This window comes from Methylobacterium crusticola (assembly GCF_003574465.1).
Classification (GTDB): domain Bacteria; phylum Pseudomonadota; class Alphaproteobacteria; order Rhizobiales; family Beijerinckiaceae; genus Methylobacterium; species Methylobacterium crusticola.
This window is the reverse complement of record NZ_QOWC01000155.1, coordinates 1-20159: the sequence shown is the minus strand read 5'-3', so window position 1 is coordinate 20159 and position 20159 is coordinate 1. Positions and strand designations below refer to the sequence as shown.

The window sequence follows — 20159 nt, the reverse complement described above, 5'->3', positions numbered from 1 at the left end:
TTCAGCTGACGAGAACCGGGCGGCCGGGGTGAATCCTGGCCGCCCGACGCAGCGCGTATGTCGGCGCCATCAGCCGTGAACCGTTGCGCCTTCAGAGCCTCTCGCACGAGCCGACCATCCGGCGTGCCCTGCCTGCTCGGAGAACACGCGCCGAATCTCGGCGCGCAACACGTCACACTCATCCTGGAGCCCGTCGATCTGCCGCTCCAACGCGTCGAGCGTCACGCACGGCACTGTCAGGCGAACGCCCTCATCGGGGCGGGACGCGGCTCGCTCAGCGCCGGCAGGCGGCGCGAGAGGCGCGACCTTGCCCGACGGAAGCGGCGATCGCACGGCAGGTGAACTCAGACCTGCCGATGCCTTGCGCCTTCGCGGGGGCAGACACTGCCGGCGGCCCTGACGGCTCAACCCGGAGCAACAGGCCTGAGGCGTCGCGCATCCGGACCCCTTGCGATCAGACGCTGGACGCTTGGAGTCTGATGATTGCAAATACAAATCTCTGCAGGGACTTCGTTCAGGCACCCGCCGACGTTCGCTTCATTCCATCAACGTGCACGGCGTAACGCGTGGATTGGGACCAGCATGGCATCGCGACAGCGCGGCGCACCAAAGAAGGCTCGCCGGCACGATGGCTGGCGCCGGCGCCGAGTGTCAGCCGACGCGCGTCCCGGGTCGAGCAGGATGTCCGCTTGATCCTGCAGAACGCTCTGGATGTGCAGCTGAGTGCTTGATTTTCCTGGCGCGCCCTACGGGACTCGAACCCGTGTTTTCGCCGTGAAAGGGCGACGTCCTAGACCGCTAGACGAAGGGCGCTGGCGCGGAGCAAGGCGAGCTATAGTGAGGATCGCTCGGTGGGGCAACCGGATTGATGGGCTTGACGGGGAGCGGAGGCTCGGTCTTGTCGGGGGCCGCGGCGCGGGGCCTCGCGGGACAGGGCGGGACGGATGATGACGACGAGGCAGGCGCCGCGGTCCGGCGGGCGGGGGAGGGGAGGGCCGGCCCGGCGGCCCGGTGGCGGCGAGGCGCGGGGCCCGGCGGAGGGGCGCGTCGTGCTGTACGGCTGGCATCCCGTGTCGGAGGCGTTGCGCAACCCCGGCCGCGCGCTGCACCGCCTGCTCGCCACCGAGAACGCGGCCCTGCGGCTCGCCGAGGAGGTCGGCGCGCTGCGCATCGCGCCCGAGATCGTGCGCCCCTCGGCGATCAACGGGCTGCTCGGGCCGGACGCCGTGCACCAGGGGCTCTACCTCGAGGCGGAGCCCCTCGAGGGCCCGGACTTCGACAGCCTGCCGGACGACGCGGTGCTGCTCGCCCTCGACCAGATCACCGACCCGCACAACGTCGGGGCCATCGTGCGGACCGCGGCGGCCTTCGGGGTCACCGCCATCGTGACCACGGCCCGGCACTCGCCGGCGGCGACCGGCGTGATGGCGAAGTCGGCCTCCGGCGGGCTCGAGCACGTGCCGCTCGTCGTGGTGCGCAACCTCGCGGAGGCGCTGATCGAGCTCGGCGAGCGGGGATTCACCCGCATCGGCCTCGATTCCGAGGCGGACGCGACGCTCGACGCCGTCGCCCCGCGGGCGCCCCTCGTCGTCGTGCTCGGGGCCGAGGGCAAGGGCCTGCGCCAGCGCACCCGGGAGTGCTGCGACCGGATGGCCCGCATCCCGTTCCGCGGCGCGATCCAGAGCGTCAACGTCTCGAACGCCGCCGCCATCACCCTGTACGCGCTGCTGCCGCGGGCCTGACGCCCGCGCGGTTCGGCGTCGCGGCGGGCGGTCCGCGACGCGAGCCGGGATCAGCGGGCGCGCAGGTGGGCGACGAGGGCGGCCGCCGCCGCCTCGGGCGGGCCGTCGTTGACGATGGTGAGGTCGGCGGCGACGGGGGCGGAGCGGCTGAGGCGCGCCGCGAGGTCGCCGTCCTCGGGCCGCCCGCGGGCGGCGAGCCGCCGGGCCAGCACCTCCGGGGGGGCCGTGACGGCGACCACGCTCACGGCCGGCAGGTGCGCCCGCGCCGCGCCGACGACCCGGCGCGAGACGTTGCAGACGACGACGTGGCCGGCCGCCGCCTGGGCGGCGGCCGCCGCCGGCAGGGCGTAGCCGAGGCCGTGGGCGCGCCACGAGAGGGCGAAGCGGCCCTCCGCCTCGCCCCGCGCGAAGCCCGCCGCGTCGATCGCCTCGTTGTCCTCGTGGGCCGAGGGCGCCCGGGTGACGAGGCGGCGGGGGAAGACGTAGCGCGCCTCGCCGGCGAGCGCGTCGCGCGCCAGGGCGAGGAGCGTGTCCTTGCCGGCCCCGCTCGGGCCCACCACGAGGACGAAGCCGCCGCGCCGCATCACGCCACCCGCCGGCCTTCGCGCCAGACCTGGCGCACCACCGGCACCCCCTCGGCGAGGCGCACCCGCACGAGGTCGGCCCGCAGGGACGGCGCCAGGGCGCCGCGGTCGGTGAGGCCGGTGGCGCGGGCCGGGTTCGCCGTCACGGTGGCGATCGCGGCCGGCAGGGTGATGGCGGGCGCCCGCCCGGGCAGCCCGAACGCCGCCATGATCAGGCTCGCCGGCACGTAGTCGGACGACAGGATGTCGAGGAGGCCGGCCTCGGCCAGGGTCCCGGCCGCGACGTTGCCCGAGTGCGAGCCGCCGCGGATGAGGTTGGGCGCCCCCATCATCACGGTGATGCCGGCCGCGTGGGCGGCCCCCGCCGCCTCGATCGTGGTCGGGAACTCGGCGAGCGCCACGCCCTCCCGGGCCGCCAGGGCGACGTCGTCCAGGGTGGTGTCGTCGTGGCTCGCGAGGGCGATGCCGTGCCGGCGGGCGAGCGCCACCAGGGCCGGCCGGTTCGCGGCGTTGAGGGCGTGGCCGTCCCGGATCTTCTGCGCCGTGCTGGCCTTGATGGCCTCGAGGGAGCGCCCGCCGCGGCCGGCATAGACGTAGTACTTCTCCACGTCCCGGAACTGGCGCTGGCCCGGCGTGTGGTCCATGAGCGAGATGAGCCCGATCGCGTGCTGCGCGAGGAAGCCCCGCACCGTCCCGACGACGTCCGCCGAGGGGATCTCGCAGCGCAGGTGCGTGTAGTGCGCGGCCCGCAGGAGGTCGGCGGCCCGGGCGGTGCTAAGGGCGCCCGCGAGCTGCATCAGCTCGGGCCCGAGGCCGCTGCCGTCCGGGTCGCTGCCGGCGCGCAGCGAGTCGAACACCGTGGTGATGCCCGAGGCCGCGATCTGGGCATCGTAGGCCAGCACGGCCCCGAGGGGATGCCAGCGCACGCCGGGCCGGGGGGCGTAGTGGCTCTCGAGGTGGTCGGTGTGCAGCTCGACGAGGCCCGGGATCAGGTGGTCGCCGTCGAGGTCGAGGCCGGGCTCGGGCGCCCGGCCCTCGCCGATCTCGGCGATGCGCCCCGCCGAGACCGCGAGCCAGCCGCGCTGCACCCGGTCGGGCAGCACCAGCGTGGCGTTCTCGAGGATCATGTCGGACATTCCTGCTCGTTCCCTCAGGCGGCGTGGCGCTCGCGGAAGCCGGCGACGTCGACGACCCGGGTCGCCACGGCCTCGCGCACGTCGGAATCGTGGAAGATGCCGAGCAGGGCGGTCCCCGCCGCCTGCTTGGCGCGGATCAGCTCCACCACGACGGCGCGGTTGCGGGCGTCCAGGGAGGCGGTGGGCTCGTCGAGGAGCAGGAGCGGCCGGTCGGCGATCAGCCCGCGGGCGATGTTGACCCGCTGCTGCTCGCCCCCCGAGAAGGTGGCGGGCGGCAGGTCCCACAGGCGCTCGGGCAGGTTGAGGCGGGCGAGGAGCTCGGCCGCGCGCGCCGCGGCGCGGTCGGGGGTCAGGCCGCCCTCGCGCCCGGCCGCCGCCACCACCTCGCGGGCGCCGACGCGGGGGATCACCCGCAGGAACTGCGACACGTAGGAGATCACGCTCCGGCGCAGGGCGAGCACCCGCCGCGGCGGGGCCCGCACCACGTCGACCCGCTCGGCGCCGTCGCGGACCAGGATCGCGCCGCGCTCGCAGCGGTAGTTGCCGTAGGCCATCTTCAGGAGCGAGGACTTGCCGGCGCCCGACGGCCCGCCCAGGACCACGCACTCGCCCGGATGCACGCTGAGGCTCGCCCCCGCGATCACCGGCAGGCGGGCGCCGCCGCGCAGGTGCAGGGTGAAGCTCTTGGCCACCTCCCGGAACTCGAGGGCGGGCGTCGCGTCGGGGGGAGGCGTCATGCGGCGAGCACCGAGGAGACGAGGAGCTGGGTGTAGGGCTCGGCGGGGTCGTCGAGCACTTGGTCGGTGAGGCCGGTCTCGATCACCCGGCCGGCGCGCATCACCAGGATCCGGTGCGACAGCAGGCGGGCCACCGCGAGGTCGTGGGTGACGATGACGACGGCGAGGCCGAGCTCCGCCACGAGGCCCCGGATCAGGTCGAGGAGGCGGGCCTGCACGGAGACGTCGAGCCCGGAGGTCGGCTCGTCCATCAGCACCAGGCGCGGCTCGGTGACGAGGTTGCGGGCGATCTGGAGCCGCTGGCGCATGCCGCCGGAGAAGCGGCTCGGCGGGTCGTCGATGCGGTCGGGGGCGATCTCGACCTTGGCGAGCCAGTCGAGGGCCGTGCCCCGGATGCGGCCGTAATGCCGGTCGCCCTTGCCCATCAGCCGCTCGCCGACGTTGCCGCCCGCCGACACCGCCATGCGCAGGCCGAGGGCCGCGTCCTGGCGGATGAAGCCCCAGTCGGTGCGCAGCAGGGCCCGGCGCTCGGCCTCCCCGAGGGCCGCGAGATCCCGGGTCACGCCGTCGCGCATCCGGTAGCCCACGCTGCCGGAATCGGGCGCGAGCTCGGTGGCGACGAGCGACAGGAGGGTCGACTTGCCCGAGCCCGACTCGCCCACAACCGCCAGCACCTCGCCGGGGTCGAGGTCGAACGAGACTTCGGCGCAGCCGAGCCGCGGGCCGTAATGCTTGGTGAGGCCGCGGACGCGCAGGAGCGGCTCGGTCATCGGGCGTCCCCGGCGGCCTGCCGCCGCCCCTCGCAATGATCGGTGTCCGAGCAGACGAACATCCGCCCGCCGGCGTCGTCGAGCAGCACCTCGTCGAGGTAGACGTCCCCGGCGCCGCAGAGCGCGCAGGGGCGGGCGAAGCGCTGCACCCGGAAGGGATGGTCCTCGAAGTCGAGGCTGCGCACCCGGGTGTGGGGCGGCACGGCGTAGATCCGCTTCTCGCGCCCGGCGCCGAAGAGCTGGAGCGCCGGGCAATCGTCCATCTTGGGGTTGTCGAACTTCGGCGTCGGCGAGGGGTCCATGACGTAGCGGCCCGCCACCTCCACCGGGTAGGCGTAGGTGGTGGCGATGTGGCCGTGGCGCGCGATGTCCTCGTAGAGCTTGACGTGCATCAGGCCGTACTCGGCGAGCGCGTGGAGCTGGCGCGTCTCGGTCTCGCGCGGCTCGAGGAAGCGCAGGGGCTCGGGGATCGGAACCTGGTAGACCAGCACCTGGCCGGCGTGCAGCGGCGCCTCCGGGATGCGGTGGCGGGTCTGGATCACGGTGGCGTCCGCCGTGCGGGTGGTGACCGCGACGCCGGCGGTGCGGGCGAAGAACGCCCGGATCGAGACCGCGTTCGTGGTGTCGTCGGAGCCCTGGTCGATGACCTTCAGGACGTCGGCGCGCCCCAGGATCGCGGCCGTGACCTGCACCCCGCCGGTGCCCCAGCCGTAGGGCATCGGCATCTCGCGCGAGGCGAAGGGCACCTGGTAGCCCGGGATCGCGACCGCCTTGAGGATCGCCCGGCGGATCATCCGCTTGGTGCCCTCGTCCAGGTAGGCGAAGTTGTAGCCGGGATCGGCCTGCCTCGGCGCGGTCATGCGGCGGCCTCCTGGCGGCCTGCGGCCGCGTCCTGGCGGCCGTCCGCCGCGTCCTGGCCTGCATCCGGTGCGTCGTCCGGGCGCCCCTCGGCTGCGTCCCGGCGCCCGGCGGCGTGCTCGGCCCGCAGGCGGCGGACGAGCTCGAGCTCGGCCTGGAAATCGACGTAGTGGGGCAGCTTGAGGTGCTCGACGAAGCCCGTGGCCTGGAGCGCGTCGCAATGCGCGAGGACGAATTCCTGGTCCTGGGCCGGCGCCGTCACGGGCTCGCCGAGCTCCTCGGCCCGCAGGGCGCGGTCGACGAGCGCCATCGCCATCGCCTTGCGCTCGCTCTGCCCGAAGGCTAGGCCGTAGCCGCGGGTGAACTGGGGCGGCGCCTCGGCGCTGCCGTGGAACTGGTTCACCATCTGGCACTCGGTGAGGGCGAGGGTCCCGAGGGGCACCGGGAAGCCGAGCTCCTCGGGCACGAACTCCACCGCGACCTCCCCGAACCGGATCTCGCCCACGAACGGATGGGTGCGGCCGTAGCCGCGCTGGGTCGAGTAGGCGAGCGCCAGCACGAAGCCCTCGTCGCCCCGGGCGAGGGCCTGGAGGCGCACCGCGCGGTCGGCCGGGAAGTCGATGGGCTCGCGGGTGAGGTCGCCCACGGGCGCGCCCGCGTCCCGGGGCGAGGGCTCGATCAGGCCGTCCCGGCCGAGGAGGTCGGTCACCCGCGCCGTGACGCCGGCATCGGCCTGCGGCTCGGCCTCGGCCTCGGCCGCCGGCGCGGGGTCGCTCCCGGCGGCGAGCCCGAAATCGATCAGGCGGTGGGTGTAGTCGAAGGTCGGCCCCAGCACCTGCCCGCCCGGCAGGTCCTTGTAGGTGGCGGAGATCCGTCGGCGGACCGCCATGGCGCCGGTGTCGACGGGCTCGCTGGCGCCGAAGCGCGCGAGCGTGGTGCGGTAGGCGCGCACCAGGAACACCGCCTCGACGAGGTCGCCGCGGGCCTGCTTGAGGGCGAGCGCCGCGAGGCCGCGGTCGTGCAGCGAGCCCTCCGTCATCACCCGGTCGACCAGGAGGCCGAGCTGCTCGGCGATCTGGTCGGCGGCGAGATCCGGCACCGCCGGGTCCCCCCGCCGGGCCTCGGCGAGGAGGCGGTGCGCGTTGGCGATGGCGGCCTCGCCGCCCTTCACGGCCACGTACATGCGGTCAGCCCTCCGGCGGCGCGGGATCCGCCGGGGCCGCGCGGGTCGAGCGCGGCAGCCCGGCGACGGAGCCGGGCCCGGCGAGCAGCAGGTCGACGCCCTGCGGGAAGCGGGCGCGGTTGTGCGCGAGGCGGGCGGCGAAATCCCGCGGCAGCGGCGCGGCGGCGAGGCGCGCGGTGCCCCGGATGCCGGGCCCGTCGAGCCGCAGGGCGCACCCGCCGGGACCCGGTGCGCCCGCGGCCGAGACCCGCTCGACGGCGAGCACCAGGGTCGTCGAGCGGTCCGGATAGGCCGGCGTGCCCTGCGCGAACGCGGCGAGGTCCGGGCAGGCCGCCGGGTCGGCGACGAGGGCGAAGGCGGCCGCGGCCGGGTCGTCGACCACGGCAGCGCCGGTATGGAAGCGCAGGAACGCCGCCACCGCGGGGTCGCCCGCCAGGGCGGCGTCGAGCCAGAGCGGCGCGTCGGGATCCGCGAGGGCGAGCGCGATCCCGGCGAGGGCCGGGGTGAGGGGTGCAGGCGGCGCGAGCGCGACCGGCAGGGGCTGCACCGTGCCGGGGCGGGCGAGCGCCTCCATCACGGCCCGGAAGATGCCCTGCGCATCGTGGACCGGGTCGGCGAAGCCGCGGGCGAGGGCGATCGATCCGCTCCCCGCGCCCATTGATCCGCTCCCCGCGCCCATCAGTCTTCCCCCCGCGCCAGGGTGAAGAAGTTCACCCGGGTCGCGGCGGTGCGGCGGTCCCGGGCGGCGCGCTCCGCTTCCCGGCGCGCCGCCACCGGCGCCAGGGCCGCCTCGACGGCGGCGCGCTCTGCCCGGCGCTGCCAGAGGGCGTCCAGGGTCGCGGCGAGGCGGGCCTTCGCGCGGTCGCGGCCGAGATGGTAGGCAAAGCCGGTCTCGCCGCCCGGCAGGCGCACGGCGGCCCGGGTGACGGTCGCCTCGCCGAGGTTGAAGGGGCGGCCGTCGCCGCCGATGCGGCCGCGGGTCATCACCAGCCCGGTCTCGGGCGGGCGGAGGTCCTCGGCCTCGTCCGGGCAGGCGAGCCGCGCGAGGGCGTCCCGCAGCTCGCCCGCGCTCGCCTGCCCGCACAGGGCCATGACGGCGCGGCGGGCCGCGACCTCCGGCGCGTCGCCCGCGCGTGGTGTTGGGATGGGACCTGACATCGCGACGTCCGGTTGCGCGGGATTTGTCTAATCATTTAGACAACGATTGACCCCGAGGCAAATGAAGCTTGGATGACGGTATGGCGGCGAGCGGCGACGGTTCGGTGACGGGCGGAACGGTGCCCCTGGCGCGCGGGGAGGGTCTGGCGGCCTGGCGCCAGATCGCCGACGGGCTGTCCGCCGACATCGAGGCGGGCCGGATCGCGGCGGGGGCGCAGCTCCCGACGGAGGCGGCCCTGGCGGCGCGGTTCGGGGTCAACCGGCACACGGTGCGGCGCGCCCTCGCGGTCCTCGCCGGTCGCGGGATGGTGCGGGCGACGCAGGGGCGCGGCACCTTCGTGGAGGCGCCGCCGCTCGCCTACCCGATCGGCCGGCGCACGCGCTTCTCGGAGATCGTGTCCCGGGCCGGGCGCGAGGCCTGGGGCGACCTCGTCGCGGCCGCCGCGGTGCCGGCGGATCCCGGCACGGCCGAGGCGCTGGGCCTCGCGCCGGGCGCGCCGGTGCTGGAGCTCCTCACAATCCACCGCGCCGACGGCACGCCGCTCTCCACCGCCCGCACCTGCCTGCCGCTGCCGCGCTTCTCGGGCTTCGAGCGGGCCTACGCGGCGCGGGGCTCGCTCACGCGCGCCTACGCCGAGTACGGCGTCGGCGACTACACGCGCCTGTCGACCCGGATCGGCGCCCGGGCGGCGGCCGCCGACGAGGCGGCGCGGCTCGAGATCGCGCCCGGCCGGGTCCTGATCGTCCTCGCGAGCGTCAACGTCGACGGGGCGGGGACCCGCATTCAGGCCACCCGGAGCCTGTTCGCGGCGGACCGGGTGGAACTGGTGGTCGAGGGCTGACGCATCCCTGCCTCGCGGGCCGGCGCCCCTTTCAGAGCGTCTCCAGCAGGCGCTGCATGAGGCGCCGGCGCGGGGCGATCGACGGGATCAGGGCGTACTCGTGCAGGGTGTGGGCGCCGTCGCCGTCGATGCCGAGGCCGTCCAGGGTCGGGATGCCGAGGGCCGCCGTGAAGTTGCCGTCCGAGCCGCCGCCGGTGAGGGGCACCGCGCCGAGCTCGGCGCCGAGCTCGGCGCGGGCGAGGTCGCGGGCTTGGGCGTAGAGCCCGGCGCTCGCCTCGGGACCGTAGGGCGGGCGGTTCATGCCGCCCGCGACGGCGACGCGGAAATCCGGCGCGGCCGCGAGGGCGAGGAGGCGCGCCGCGCAGTCCCGTCCGTCCTGCGCCGTCACCACCCGCAGGTCGACGCTGAAGCGGCAATGCTGCGGGATCACGTTCTGAGCGGTGCCGCCCGCGATGGTGCCGACCGTGGTGGTGATGCCCCGGCCGTAATCGGTCATGGCCTCGATCTCGAGGATCAGGCGGGCGGCCTCCCGGATGGCGTTGCGGCCGTCCGGGTGGCGGCTGCCGGAATGGGCCGGCCGGCCCTCGACGTGGACGTCGAAGCGGCCGACGCCCTTGCGCCCGGTCACCACCTTGCCGCCGTCGCGCGCCGGCTCCGTCACCAGCACGGCGGCGCTCCGGCGGCCCCACGCCTCGATCAGCCCGCGGGTGGTGGGCGAGCCGATCTCCTCGTCGCCGGTGAACAGGAAGGCCAGCGGGCGCCGGGCCGCCCCGCCGCGCGCCGCCGCGAGGAAGGCCTGGAACGCCAGCCAGGCGCCGCCCTTCATGTCGTAGACGCCGGGTCCGTAGAGGCGCTCGCCCTCGACCCGCACCGGCAGGTCGCGGGCGAGCGTCCCGAGGGGGTGCACGGTGTCGAGATGCGACAGGACGAGCACGCCCGGCGCCTCGGTGCGCGGGCCGGCCCGCAGGACGAGGCTGTCGCCGAGGCCGTCGCGCCCGGGCACGCGCTCGCAGGCGAGGCCCGCCGCGTCCGCCTCCCCGGCCACGAGGTCCATCATGCGGTTGACGCCGTCCGGCGCGTCCGTCGGGCTCTCGACCGCGAGCCAGCGGGCGATGCCGGCGACGGCGGCCTCGGGGGAGGGTTCGTTCGCGACGGGGGACGGGCTCATCGGAGAAACCTCCTCGGCTGCACGGGACGCGGCTGGCCTGCGCTCCCCGGCGCCAAGGGTGCAAGACGTCCGGCTGAGGCGGGAGGTCGCACCCGCGGCTCCGGGGGGCGGGGGCCGCGAGGGCCCTGCAGCTAAAGATCCAGTCCCCGAGGATCGACGACCCCCTGAACTATGCCGTCACCACGCTCTTACCTCCGCACCATCCACGACACCTCGATGGCTTCGACAGCGGCCTTCTGCACGTGGCGTGACTGGCTCTCGCGGCCGGGCTGGAGGCCGCGCAGGGCGAGCGTGGGCTTCGCATCAACGATTCCGCAGCAGCATACGCCGTAAGTATGGGAGACGGCCGAGCTCGACGTCCAGCCTTGAGCCGAGATGGCGATCAATGTCGCATGCAGCCAACGCGCGCAAGAACGGTGAAAGGGCGCCGCCCCCTCTATCATAACAGCAGAGGCCGAGGCCTGTTCGGAAAGCTGTTTCATCACGAACTCGGTATCCACTGAGAGCAGCGTCAGGCTTCCCTCAGTGGATGGTGGAGACGTCTTGCTGCTCTGAACTGCGTCGGCGCGGGTCATGTCACCCTTCCAGCCGCGCGCCTCCCGTGTCGAAGAGCGGCTCGGCGACGACTCTTGCAGCGAAGCGTTGGCCGAAATACTCCACTGCGAGAGACTGGCCTGGAACAGCGAATTGATCCGGCAGATAGCCGAACGCGATGTGACGGCCGACACTGTAGCCCGTATTGGAGGAGGTCACGTAGCCGACAGTCCGATCTCCCGCGAGGATGGGTTCACGCCCGAGCACGACGGCCGCTGGATCGTCCAAGGTGAGGCAGGCCAGCTTGCGGCCCGCCGGGGTGATCAGCCGTTCCGCGAGGACAGGCCGCCCGATGAACGACGGCTTCGTCAGGTCGACCGCGAAGCCGAGCCCCGCCGCGAAGGGATCGGCGTCGGCGTGGATGTCGGCGCCCAGGCGGCGGTAGCCCTTCTCGACGCGGAGAGAATCCATCGCTCCGGTGCCGCCGGCGATCAGGCCGTGCTCCTGCCCGGCATCCCACAGCGCATCCCAGAGCCGGAGCCCGTACTCGGTGGGCGTGTAGATCTCGTAGCCGTGCTCGCCGACATACGAGATCCGCAGGGCCAGGGCAGGCACGACGCCCACCTCGATCTGCCGAGCCGTGTAGTAGGGGATGGCTTCGTTGGAGACGTCGCTCGCCGTGGCGCGCGCAAGAATATCACGGGCCGCCGGTCCCCAGAGGCCGAGGCCGCACAGGGCCGATGTCTCGTCGCTGATGGCGGCGTCACTGCGCAGCCGCTCCGCATGCGCCCGGAGCCAGGCCTGATCACGCGGACCCGATGCCGCGCTTCCCATGATCCGGAAGCGGTCCGGCGCGAGCCGGACGACCGTCATGTCGGAGCGGATGCCGCCGTTCTCCTCGCAGGACAACGTGTAGGCGACCTGGCCGACCGGCACGTCCATGTCGTTCGTGCAGACCTCCTGAAGCAGCGCCAGGGCCCCCGGTCCCGCCACGAGTGTCTTCGTGAGCGGGCTGACGTCGTAGAGCCCTGCGGCTCGTCGCGTTGCCAGGTGCTCGGCGCCCTGGATCGGCGACCAATGCCGGGCTTCCCACCCGGCGCGGGCCGGGACGCTCGCCGTTTCGGCCAGCGCGGCGTTCGCCTCGCACCACGCGGCGCGTTCCCAGCCGCCCGCCTCGACGAAGACGCCGCCCCGTTCCGCCACTCGCGCGTGGAAGGCCGTCCGGCGCAGGTCGCGCGGCAGTGCCATCGGCTCGGCCGGGTGGATGACCGCGTGTGTGTTGCGGTAGCTCTCGCGACCCCGCGTGCGGATGTAGGCCCGGGTCAGGGCGTGGGCCGTGAACCGGTTCACGTCCGCCTCACGCACATCCATCCCGGGATGGCCGTCGGTCATCCAGTCGGCGAGCAGCCGGCCGACGCCGCCGCCGTGGGTCACCCAGACGGCCTCGCCGAGCCACAGGTTGCCGACGTCGCGGTGGGGACCCAGGACCGGCATCCCGTCCGGGGTGAACGAGAACATGCCGTTGAAGCTGTGGGTGACGGGCTTCCCCTGGATGGCGGGGAACAGGGCCTCCACGGCGCGGTGCGTCCGGGAGAAGTGCTCGGGCGTGAAAGCGCGCTTCGTCGGCTCGCGTGACACGCGATGGGAGACGATGTCCTCCGGGTCGACGGAGAGGGGCGCGTGATCGTAGTTGCCGATGCCGAACTCCGCCCCGTGCATCCGGCAATAGGCTCCGTTGTCATGGACGCGCACGATCGGCATGGCGATGTCCGTCCCGAGCGCGGCGAGCTCCGGGACCGGCCCGACCGTGGCGTAGAGGTGCTCCATCGGCTGCAACGGCACCGTGATGCCGGCCATCCGGCCGAGGATCGGTCCCCAGATGCCGGCGGCGAGGAGCACGGCTTCAGTCTCGATGCGGCCCCGATCCGTCACGACCTCGCGGATGCGCCCTCCCTCCAGGGTGAGGCCGACGACGGTCGTACCGCCCTGGAAGCGCACGGCCCCGAGGCTCTCCGCCTCCCGCGTCATCGCCTGGCAGGCGGTGACCGGCCGGCCGATTCCGGCGCCCGGAGTGAACAGGCCGCCGAGGAGGGAGCTGGGGTCGAGCAGGGGGGCCTTCGCGCCGCATTCCGCCGGGGTGAGGAGGTGGCACTCCACCCCGAAGCTCTTGCCCCATCCGGCCCGGCGCTTGAGCTCCGCCCAGCGCTCCGGCGACTTGGCGACTTCGAGACCGCCGACCTGCGCCGCGCCCGCGAGGCCCTCGACGGCGAGGCTGGCGTAGAGCGGGACGCTGTATCGGGCGAGTTCGGTCAGGAAGCGGGATCCCGAGATGAGGCTCAGGCCTCCGGGGGCATGGCTGGTCGATCCACCGGTATGGGGTAGAGGCCCCTGATCCAGGACCACGATGTCGCGCCAGCCTCGCTTCGCGAGATGGTAGGCAGTGGAGCAACCGACGATGCCGGCACCGATGATGACGAGACGAGCTTTGGTCTGCATGAGATTGCCTCAGAGTACCTGATCGAGAAATTCACGGGTTCGCGACTGTTGCGGGTTGTTAAATATTTCTTTTGGCGGCCCGTGCTCAACGATGACACCCTTGTCCGTGAAGTACACTTGATTAGCGACTTCCCTGGCGAAACCCATCTCGTGCGTCACGAGGATGCACGTCATCCCGTCCTCCGCCAGTTCGCGGATGGTGACGAGCACTTCCTTCTTGGTCTCCGGATCGAGGGCTGCCGTGACCTCGTCGAACAGCATCACCTCCGGTGCCATGCAGAGCGAGCGCGCGATCGCCACCCTCTGCTGCTGGCCACCGGACAGCTCGCCCGGGAAGGTGTCCTCCTTGCCCTGAAGCCTGACCTTGGCGATGAGACGCCGCGCGCGTTCCTCGACGTCGTGCCGGTTCTGCCCGAGCACGTGAATCGGCGCCATCATGACGTTCTGCAGCACTGTCTTGTGCGGAAACAGGTTGTATTGCTGGAAGACCATGCCGACCCGGCGGCGCAGCCCGCGCTTGTCAAGCGCCGGGTCCCTCACCTCGATCCCCGCGACCTTGATCGATCCGGCCTGAAAGGGCGCGAGCGCGTTGATGCAGCGCAGCAAGGTCGACTTGCCGGAGCCGGATGGTCCGATGATGCAGGCGACCTCGCCCCGCCGCACGTCGAACGAGATGTCATGCAGGACGGTGAGGGCGCCGTAGCGCTTCTCCAGATGCCTGATGGAGACGAGCGGGAGGTCGTGGTTCATCGTCGGGCTCATGCTGACAACGCGAAGCGACGCTCGAGCCGGACAGTCCAACGAGCAATCGGATAGCAGTAGAAGAAGAAGAGGGCGAGCAGGAAGCCGTACATCGGCATGAGCAGATCCGTGCGGCCTTCCGAGGCGATCGCCGCCCGCGTCAGCGTCATGCCGTCCTCGACGCCGACGATCGAGATCAGCGGCGTGGCCATGGTCAGGATGGCGTACAGGTTCATCCAGGGCGGCAGCATGCGCTTGAGGCACTGGGGCAGCACGATCATCCAGAGTGTCTGGAAGCGTGAGAAACCGAGAGACTCCGCGGATTCCCACTGGGCGCCCGGGATCGACTGAACCGCCCCGCGCACGATCTCGGCCACGTTTGCCATCACCGGAAGGGCAAGCCCGATCACAGCCTTCACCCAGCCCGGGAGCGGGATAATCGTGCCCCCGACGCGGAACTCGAACGGGATCAAGAGGATGCAGTAGAACAGCAGGACGAGCCACGGCGCGTTGCGGAAGAACTCCGTGACGATCCGGGATGGAACTCGTATCGCACGGGTCTCGGAGATGAGGCCGAGGCCGAGCGCGGCGCCCGCAACGGTGCCCAACGTCATGGCCAGTATGCTGACGAGAACGTTGAACAGGAAGCCGCCGAGGATGACCGGAGCCCAGCGGACGAGGGGCGCCACGAGGCCGTCCGACGCCGCGTAGGCCGGCATGGCCGCGCCGGTCGCCACCACGGCGAGGGCCAGTCTGAGGAACGGGCTCATCGGCCAAGGCCCGGGACACGCAGCGCCCGCTCCCAGCGGTTGATCCCGAGCACCAGTAGGCCGACGAGCGCAATGTAGACGACCAGCAGGAGGTTCATCATGGTACGCACATTGAGCTGCTCGGACCAGATCTGCGCCGAAACATACAAGAGTTCCGGCACGGCAATGGCGTAGGCGAGAGTTGTCGTCTTGACGAGATTGACGAGGTTGTTGCCAAGTGCGGGCAGGCTGATGCGCAGCGCGAGCGGGAAGACCACGTGCCGATAGGTGCCCAGACGGGAATAGCCGAGCGCCTCGGCGGCTTCGACAGTGGTGCTCGGAACCGCCTCGATCCCCGCGCGGAAGATCTCGATGTTGAAGGCCCCGGCGTAGAGGGAGAACGACACCACCGCCCACCCGACGTTCGTGACCATCGGCACCGATTGCCCGTAGCTGTCCGTGACGCTCGGCAGGAGAGAGCCCACGGCAAAGAAGAAGAAGTAGAGCTGGACCAGCGGAGGGGTGTTGCGGAAGACCTGGATGTAGGCGGAGACCACGCCCCGCCCGAGGCGTGACGATGCTCCCTGGGCCCAGGCCCCCGCGATGCCGATCGCGAACGACAGCACGATGCAGACGAGCGACAGCCAGACCGTCGTCCACAATCCCCACAGGAACGCGCTGCGATCCAGATCGTCGTCGAGGATCGACAATCCGAGGCCCGTCAAGCCGTCCGGCCCTTGCAGCCACTGCATCATGGCGGTTGATCCGGCGCGCGTTTCTCTCAAGAATCGGACAGCTTCTTGTTCATCTCGCGCAGGAACGGGCTCTCGTCGATGCCCCACTTCTTCTCGAGCTCGAGCAGCCGCCCGGTCTTGTGCCACTCCGTCGAGCTTTTGCGGACGAACTCGCTCCAGGGACCGGTGAGATCTTCGAGCTTCACGGCGACGGCCCAGGGCTGCTCGTCCTCGGTCTTGAGCGCCATCTCGTAATCCGCCCACTTGGCGTCACCGGCGGCCAGGGTTGAGGTGATGAGCGTGTTGTCGAACAGGAACGCCACGCAGCTTCCCTGCTGAAGCGCGTTGAGCGCCTCGGAGATGCCGGCGAACACGACCAGCTTGGGCTTGTACAGCTCGGCGACGCGCCGGTTGTAGTAGGCGCCCTGGATGGCGCAGACGTTCCGATCCTTGAGCTGTGCCCATTGCTTCAAGCCGGCCGACTTCCGGGCCATGATGTTGGTGCCGCCGGCATAGTAGTTCGGCTCGACCATGCCGACGATCTTTCGCCGGGCAGGGTTGTCGCCAAGGGTCGCGATGAGCAGGTCGATCCGGCCTTGTTGAAGGAATTCCATCCTGTTCGACGCGACGACGGGCACCAGTTCCAGCCCGACGCCCAGCCGTTGCGCGATGTCCTTGGCGAGGTCGATCTCGAGGCCGACGATCTGGCCCGAACTGTCGAGAAATCCCCAGGGCTTGTAATCGTTCTTGACGCCGACGATGAGCTTGCCGCGGGACTTGATGGTGTCGAGCGTCTCGGCCGAGGCCGGCAGGAGGCTCGCGGCGAAGCCGATCAGGCCCGAGAGGGCGCCGATGAGCGTACGGCGGCTGAGAGACGTCATCGTGTTTTCTCCTTGCGTGACGGGTCGCCCGTTGCGGCGGCGGGACAATCAGGCGTGCCGACGACGAGGCCGTCGGCGAGTTCCGGAACCAGGGCCGCCAGCTCGCCGCGCGTCTCCGCGGCGAGGATCTGCCGCGCCTGCGCGGCCAGCCGCCCGGGCAGGCTGCCGATCGCGCCTGCCCGGGACACCAGCACGAGCTGCCGCGAGAAGCCGGGGGCGGGCAGTGGCGAGACCTGCACGCCGGCCAGGTGCGCGCGGCCTTGCAGCAGGCACAGGGGCGTCGAGATGGCCCAGCCGACGCCGCTCGCCACCATCGCGACCAGGGTATCGGCCGTGTCGAATTCCAGGCGCCGCGGCACCCGGACACCCAGACGGCGCAGATGAACGTCGATCTGCGCTCCCATGTGGGACCGTGCGCTGTAGCGGATGAGGGGCCGCACGAGAGCGAGCGCCTCGATCATGGCGGCGGCCTCGTCGTCGGCCGGCAACGGCATGCCGCGCGGCGTCACCACGACGAAGCTCTCGCGCAACAACCGATGCCGCTCCAGCCCCTCGACCTCGTCGAGGGCGTCGCTGGTCACGATCATGTCGACGCGGCCGGACATGAGCGCATCGCCGTGATCAGGAGACAGGCCGCAGAGGACGGCCAGCTGCGTCGCCCTGTCCATGAACTGCTTGATGAGGGAGGGGCCGACCGTGGCTGCGAACGAGTCGACGAGGCCGAGGCGAACCTCCGGGGTCGCGGCGCCGGCGGCGTCGCGCACGGCATGAGGCAGGTGATCCGCTTCCTCGAGGAGCCTGATGGCCCGCTGGCGCAGCATGTCGCCGGCAGCAGTCAGGCGCAGGGGCCGCTGGGTGCGCAGCATGAGCGGCACCCCGAGCGACGTCTCCAGCTGGCGGACGGAGTGACTGACCGCCGACTGGGTCAGCCCGATGCGGCTCGCCGCCGCGCTCATCGTCCCGGTCTCGGTGACGGCAACGAACACGCGCAGTGCGCGAAGGTCGTGAAGCGGGTTCGGGGCCATCACTTCGATCATTCCGCCAGTGTGTGCGAGACGGGATTGCTCCGCCATGCGCGATCTTCAATCATGAGCAAGATTCATGCAAACCTGCAATAACGCTCATACTGAGCGCTTGCACGCATCATCGCGACGAATTGGGCTATGAAATGCCATGGTGCTGCAGGACGGACGACAGACATGACCGTGGCGACGTCGGCAAACAGCTACGACGTGATCGTTGTCGGACTTGGGGCTCACGGCAGTGCAACGGTGCGGGCCCTGGCAGCACGCGGCGTGACGGTGCTGGGGATCGACCGGTTCTCGCCTCCTCACGCGTGGGGCTCCAGCCACGGCGAGACGCGCATCACGCGCCAGGCGGTCGGTGAGGGGGAGGCGTATGCTCCCCTCGTCCTGCGCTCGCATGAGATCTGGCGTGAGCTCGAAGCCGACACGAAGCTGGATCTCCTGGTGCAATGCGGCGGACTCGTCCTCGCTCCGACCGGGGGGACCGCCAAGCATCATGGCCATGATGACTTTCTGAGCAACACCATCACGGTTGCGAACCGCTACGGCATCGACCACGAAGTTCTGACCGCCACGGAGATCGGTCGCCGCTTCCCCCAGTTGATGCTGCGTGGAGACGAGAGGGGTTATTACGAGCCGGGCGCCGGTCTGCTTCACCCGGAACGCTGCATCGAAGCACAATTGCGCGTTGCGCGGGCTCATGGAGCGCATCTGCGCACGGATGAGCGTGTGCTCACGTTGGACGATGATGGGTCGAGCGTGACGGTTGGGACGGACAAAGGCTCCTATCGCGCGGCACAGGCGGTTGTTGCGGCAGGTGCGTGGATTCCGGAGCTTGCCGGTGGCACGTTCGCGCAGCATCTCAAGGTTCACAGACAAACGCTGCACTGGTTCGAGGCTGACGATATCACAAACTATTCACCAGATCGATTTCCCGTGTTCATCTGGATGTGGGGCGATAAAGCAGAAGACTATTTTTACGGCTTTCCGGTCGAGACCTCAGGCACGCTGGGCGTCAAAGTCGCGACTGAACAATATGGCAGCGTGAGCAACCCTGACAGTTTCGATCATGACGTATCGGAAGAAGAGCAGCAGAGCATGTACCGGGCGCAGGTGGCGCCCCGTCTGCGAGGTGTCGGTCCCCGCTGCATCCAATCCGCAGCCTGTCTCTATACGACCAGCACGGATTCCGGCTTCCTCATTGATCAGCACCCTGAATACCCGCGTATTACCGTTGTTTCAGCCTGTTCCGGCCATGGCTTCAAGCATTCCGCCGGACTTGGAGAGGCGATCTGCAACTTATACCTCGATGATGGAAAATACAGCTCGGCATTCCAGCCGTTTCTCGTAAAAAGACTTGATATCGGCGCTTAATATTTATAATAGATGATGCCTATGCAGCATTCATTTTATTGTTCTTCCGCCACCTGAATAGCGTGGGCTGGTGGACGTATTCGCCGACGCGTGAACTCTGACGGTCGAGTCCGCTCCGGGGTTCATTTCGGGCTGTGTCCTGCGCGTCCGGCCGGAGGCGCAGTGGCACCTCTCTCACGCTCCCCGCCTCGGACCGCCTTCGGACCGAAGCCGTAACGGACAGGAACACGTCGCGTCAGCACGTCCGGCGCGCCCGCATCGCGCGCCTGAGCGCCGATGACCTCGCGACCCGCGCGGATCATGCCCGAGGACGGCGGGTCCGAACACGTCACGCCGCTGGCGGCCTCATGGCTCGACGGCGTCGCGGGCGCGGGCCGAGGGCTCCGGCCGCCGCCAAGCATGGTCGCCTGGTTCCGAGACGCCGAGCACGCGGGCCGTGACGGCACAGGATATCCCGCTCCAGCCTCACTTCGCGCACCTCGCGGCGCGGACGGGTCGGTTCCTCACGTTCGGCGGCCGTGAGGGTCTCGCTCCTCGCCTCACGGCGCTCCTCGTTCCGGTCAGCCTGGGCGGCCCAGTTCCGGATGGCTTGAGCCGAAGGCTCGAGCCCGCCCGCACGGTCGGTGGGATCGCGTCCCGCGCGGGACCCGTCCGACGAGCCGACGGCGAACGTCGCCAGGACAGGGCGGACGGGTGTGGGGCATCGTTCGCACCTCGCCGGGAAGCCTGGAGCGCTCCACGAGAGCGGGTCAACATCACACGCAGCCAGGAACGGGAACGGGCATGATTGCCGGCCCGGCAGGGCGCCTGCTGCTGGGTTCGGCCCCTGACGGACCGCGCGCGAAGGCCGTGGGAGTCGTCGGCGACTGCTGGAATACTATGTTAGAGCAAGCGACCCACTCGTTTCGTCAACGTGGCAAGTTTGTGTCCGATATGCCACATTCCGTAGCGAAACCCGAAGACTCGGTAAGTTAGAGCTTGGCCGATATTGATCGGATCCGCCCGCTCGAACATGCTTCCTCAGCGCCGGAAACCAGTCCGGCGAGGTTCAATCAGGCCCCGTGCGGGGATTGAGCCAGGGATGGGGCATAAGAGGGACATGGGACGAGACCTGCTGAGGTCTTCGGAGCAGAGTCGTTCACCCCTGAAGGGTCCGAAACTTTTGGAGGTCTCAATGAAGCTCGTGAAGAGCCTTCTGCTCGGGTCGGCCGCCGGCCTGACCGTCATGGCGGGGGCGCAGGCTGCCGATCTTCCCGTTCGGAAGGCGGCACCCGTCGAGTACGTTCGCATCTGCTCGGCCTACGGCGCCGGGTTCTTCTTCATCCCCGGCACCGACACCTGCCTGCGCGTCTCCGGCCGCGCCCGGTTCGAGGCGGGCTACACGCAGTCCTACCAGCGCGGCAGCGCCAACAACGGCGGCGACCTGATGGGCTACCGCGGCCTCGGC

20 protein-coding genes and 1 tRNA gene are annotated in these 20159 nt (G+C 71.1%); 4 read left to right on the top strand and 17 right to left on the bottom strand.

The features are described 5' to 3' along the window. Window positions 1-737 precede the first annotated feature (737 nt). Window positions 738-813 (bottom strand) — tRNA-Glu (locus DT057_RS27300). A gap of 131 nt (window positions 814-944) precedes the next feature. Between DT057_RS27300 and rlmB the strand changes: the two genes are divergently transcribed. Then, a complete protein-coding gene (gene rlmB / locus DT057_RS27295; protein ID WP_407068091.1) occupies window positions 945-1742 on the top strand; it encodes a 23S rRNA (guanosine(2251)-2'-O)-methyltransferase RlmB in 798 nt (265 codons plus the stop codon). A gap of 50 nt (window positions 1743-1792) precedes the next feature. Here the strand turns inward: rlmB and phnN are convergent, their stop codons facing one another. The 8 genes from phnN to phnG are packed head-to-tail and all read right to left on the bottom strand — an operon-like array spanning window position 1793 to window position 8168. Next, a complete protein-coding gene (phnN, locus tag DT057_RS27290) occupies window positions 1793-2326 on the bottom strand; it encodes a phosphonate metabolism protein/1,5-bisphosphokinase (PRPP-forming) PhnN (protein WP_128565242.1) in 534 nt (177 codons plus the stop codon). Further along, complete coding sequence (locus DT057_RS27285) at window positions 2326-3462, bottom strand: alpha-D-ribose 1-methylphosphonate 5-triphosphate diphosphatase (protein WP_128565241.1); 1137 nt, start codon at window positions 3460-3462, stop codon at window positions 2326-2328. Before DT057_RS27285 ends, phnN begins: the two co-directional genes overlap by 1 nt. 14 nt (window positions 3463-3476) lie before the next feature. Beyond that, a complete protein-coding gene (phnL, locus tag DT057_RS27280) occupies window positions 3477-4199 on the bottom strand; it encodes a phosphonate C-P lyase system protein PhnL (RefSeq protein ID WP_128565240.1) in 723 nt (240 codons plus the stop codon). Further along, complete coding sequence (gene phnK / locus DT057_RS27275; RefSeq protein WP_128565239.1) at window positions 4196-4969, bottom strand: phosphonate C-P lyase system protein PhnK; 774 nt, start codon at window positions 4967-4969, stop codon at window positions 4196-4198. Before phnK ends, phnL begins: the two co-directional genes overlap by 4 nt. Further along, a complete protein-coding gene (locus tag DT057_RS27270; protein WP_128565238.1) occupies window positions 4966-5829 on the bottom strand; it encodes an alpha-D-ribose 1-methylphosphonate 5-phosphate C-P-lyase PhnJ in 864 nt (287 codons plus the stop codon). Before DT057_RS27270 ends, phnK begins: the two co-directional genes overlap by 4 nt. Continuing rightward, on the bottom strand, window positions 5826-7010 hold the full coding sequence (locus DT057_RS27265) for a carbon-phosphorus lyase complex subunit (protein WP_128565237.1): 1185 nt from the start codon (window positions 7008-7010) through the stop codon (window positions 5826-5828). Before DT057_RS27265 ends, DT057_RS27270 begins: the two co-directional genes overlap by 4 nt. 4 nt (window positions 7011-7014) lie before the next feature. Then, on the bottom strand, window positions 7015-7668 hold the full coding sequence (gene phnH, locus DT057_RS27260; protein WP_128565236.1) for a phosphonate C-P lyase system protein PhnH: 654 nt from the start codon (window positions 7666-7668) through the stop codon (window positions 7015-7017). Between the two features lie 20 nt (window positions 7669-7688). Next, window positions 7689-8168: a phosphonate C-P lyase system protein PhnG gene (gene phnG / locus DT057_RS27255; protein ID WP_128565235.1), complete on the bottom strand. Its 480-nt coding sequence runs from the start codon at window positions 8166-8168 to the stop codon at window positions 7689-7691. Between the two features lie 80 nt (window positions 8169-8248). Here phnG and phnF point away from each other — a divergent pair, with 80 nt between their 5' ends. Beyond that, window positions 8249-9010, top strand: a complete 762-nt coding sequence (phnF, locus tag DT057_RS27250) for a phosphonate metabolism transcriptional regulator PhnF (protein WP_128565234.1) — start codon at window positions 8249-8251, stop codon at window positions 9008-9010. A 31-nt stretch (window positions 9011-9041) separates the two neighbouring features. Here the strand turns inward: phnF and DT057_RS27245 are convergent, their stop codons facing one another. From DT057_RS27245 to DT057_RS27210, 8 genes are all read right to left on the bottom strand, one after another. Further along, window positions 9042-10178: a M20 family metallopeptidase gene (locus tag DT057_RS27245; protein WP_128565233.1), complete on the bottom strand. Its 1137-nt coding sequence runs from the start codon at window positions 10176-10178 to the stop codon at window positions 9042-9044. A 188-nt stretch (window positions 10179-10366) separates the two neighbouring features. Next, window positions 10367-10753: a hypothetical protein gene (locus tag DT057_RS27240; protein ID WP_128565232.1), complete on the bottom strand. Its 387-nt coding sequence runs from the start codon at window positions 10751-10753 to the stop codon at window positions 10367-10369. A gap of 1 nt (window position 10754) precedes the next feature. Continuing rightward, window positions 10755-13208 (bottom strand): GcvT family protein, encoded by a 2454-nt coding sequence (locus tag DT057_RS27235; RefSeq protein WP_128565231.1) that lies wholly within the window; start codon window positions 13206-13208, stop codon window positions 10755-10757. 9 nt (window positions 13209-13217) lie between these two features. After that, a complete protein-coding gene (locus DT057_RS27230; RefSeq protein ID WP_238313317.1) occupies window positions 13218-13958 on the bottom strand; it encodes an amino acid ABC transporter ATP-binding protein in 741 nt (246 codons plus the stop codon). A gap of 8 nt (window positions 13959-13966) precedes the next feature. Further along, window positions 13967-14719 (bottom strand): amino acid ABC transporter permease, encoded by a 753-nt coding sequence (locus DT057_RS27225; protein WP_128565229.1) that lies wholly within the window; start codon window positions 14717-14719, stop codon window positions 13967-13969. Further along, window positions 14716-15453 (bottom strand): amino acid ABC transporter permease, encoded by a 738-nt coding sequence (locus tag DT057_RS27220; protein WP_128565228.1) that lies wholly within the window; start codon window positions 15451-15453, stop codon window positions 14716-14718. Before DT057_RS27220 ends, DT057_RS27225 begins: the two co-directional genes overlap by 4 nt. Window positions 15454-15479: 26 nt before the next feature. Further along, window positions 15480-16313, bottom strand: a complete 834-nt coding sequence (locus DT057_RS27215; protein ID WP_128565227.1) for a transporter substrate-binding domain-containing protein — start codon at window positions 16311-16313, stop codon at window positions 15480-15482. After that, complete coding sequence (locus DT057_RS27210) at window positions 16310-17386, bottom strand: LysR family transcriptional regulator (RefSeq protein WP_128565226.1); 1077 nt, start codon at window positions 17384-17386, stop codon at window positions 16310-16312. The genes DT057_RS27215 and DT057_RS27210 overlap by 4 nt, the downstream gene beginning before the upstream one ends. A 126-nt stretch (window positions 17387-17512) precedes the next feature. Here DT057_RS27210 and solA point away from each other — a divergent pair, with 126 nt between their 5' ends. Continuing rightward, window positions 17513-18712, top strand: coding sequence for an N-methyl-L-tryptophan oxidase (gene solA, locus DT057_RS27205; RefSeq protein WP_128565225.1), 1200 nt, complete (start codon window positions 17513-17515; stop codon window positions 18710-18712). 1174 nt (window positions 18713-19886) lie between these two features. Beyond that, window positions 19887-20159: porin (locus tag DT057_RS27200; RefSeq protein WP_203236390.1), on the top strand; the 273-nt coding region annotated here is incomplete at its 3' end.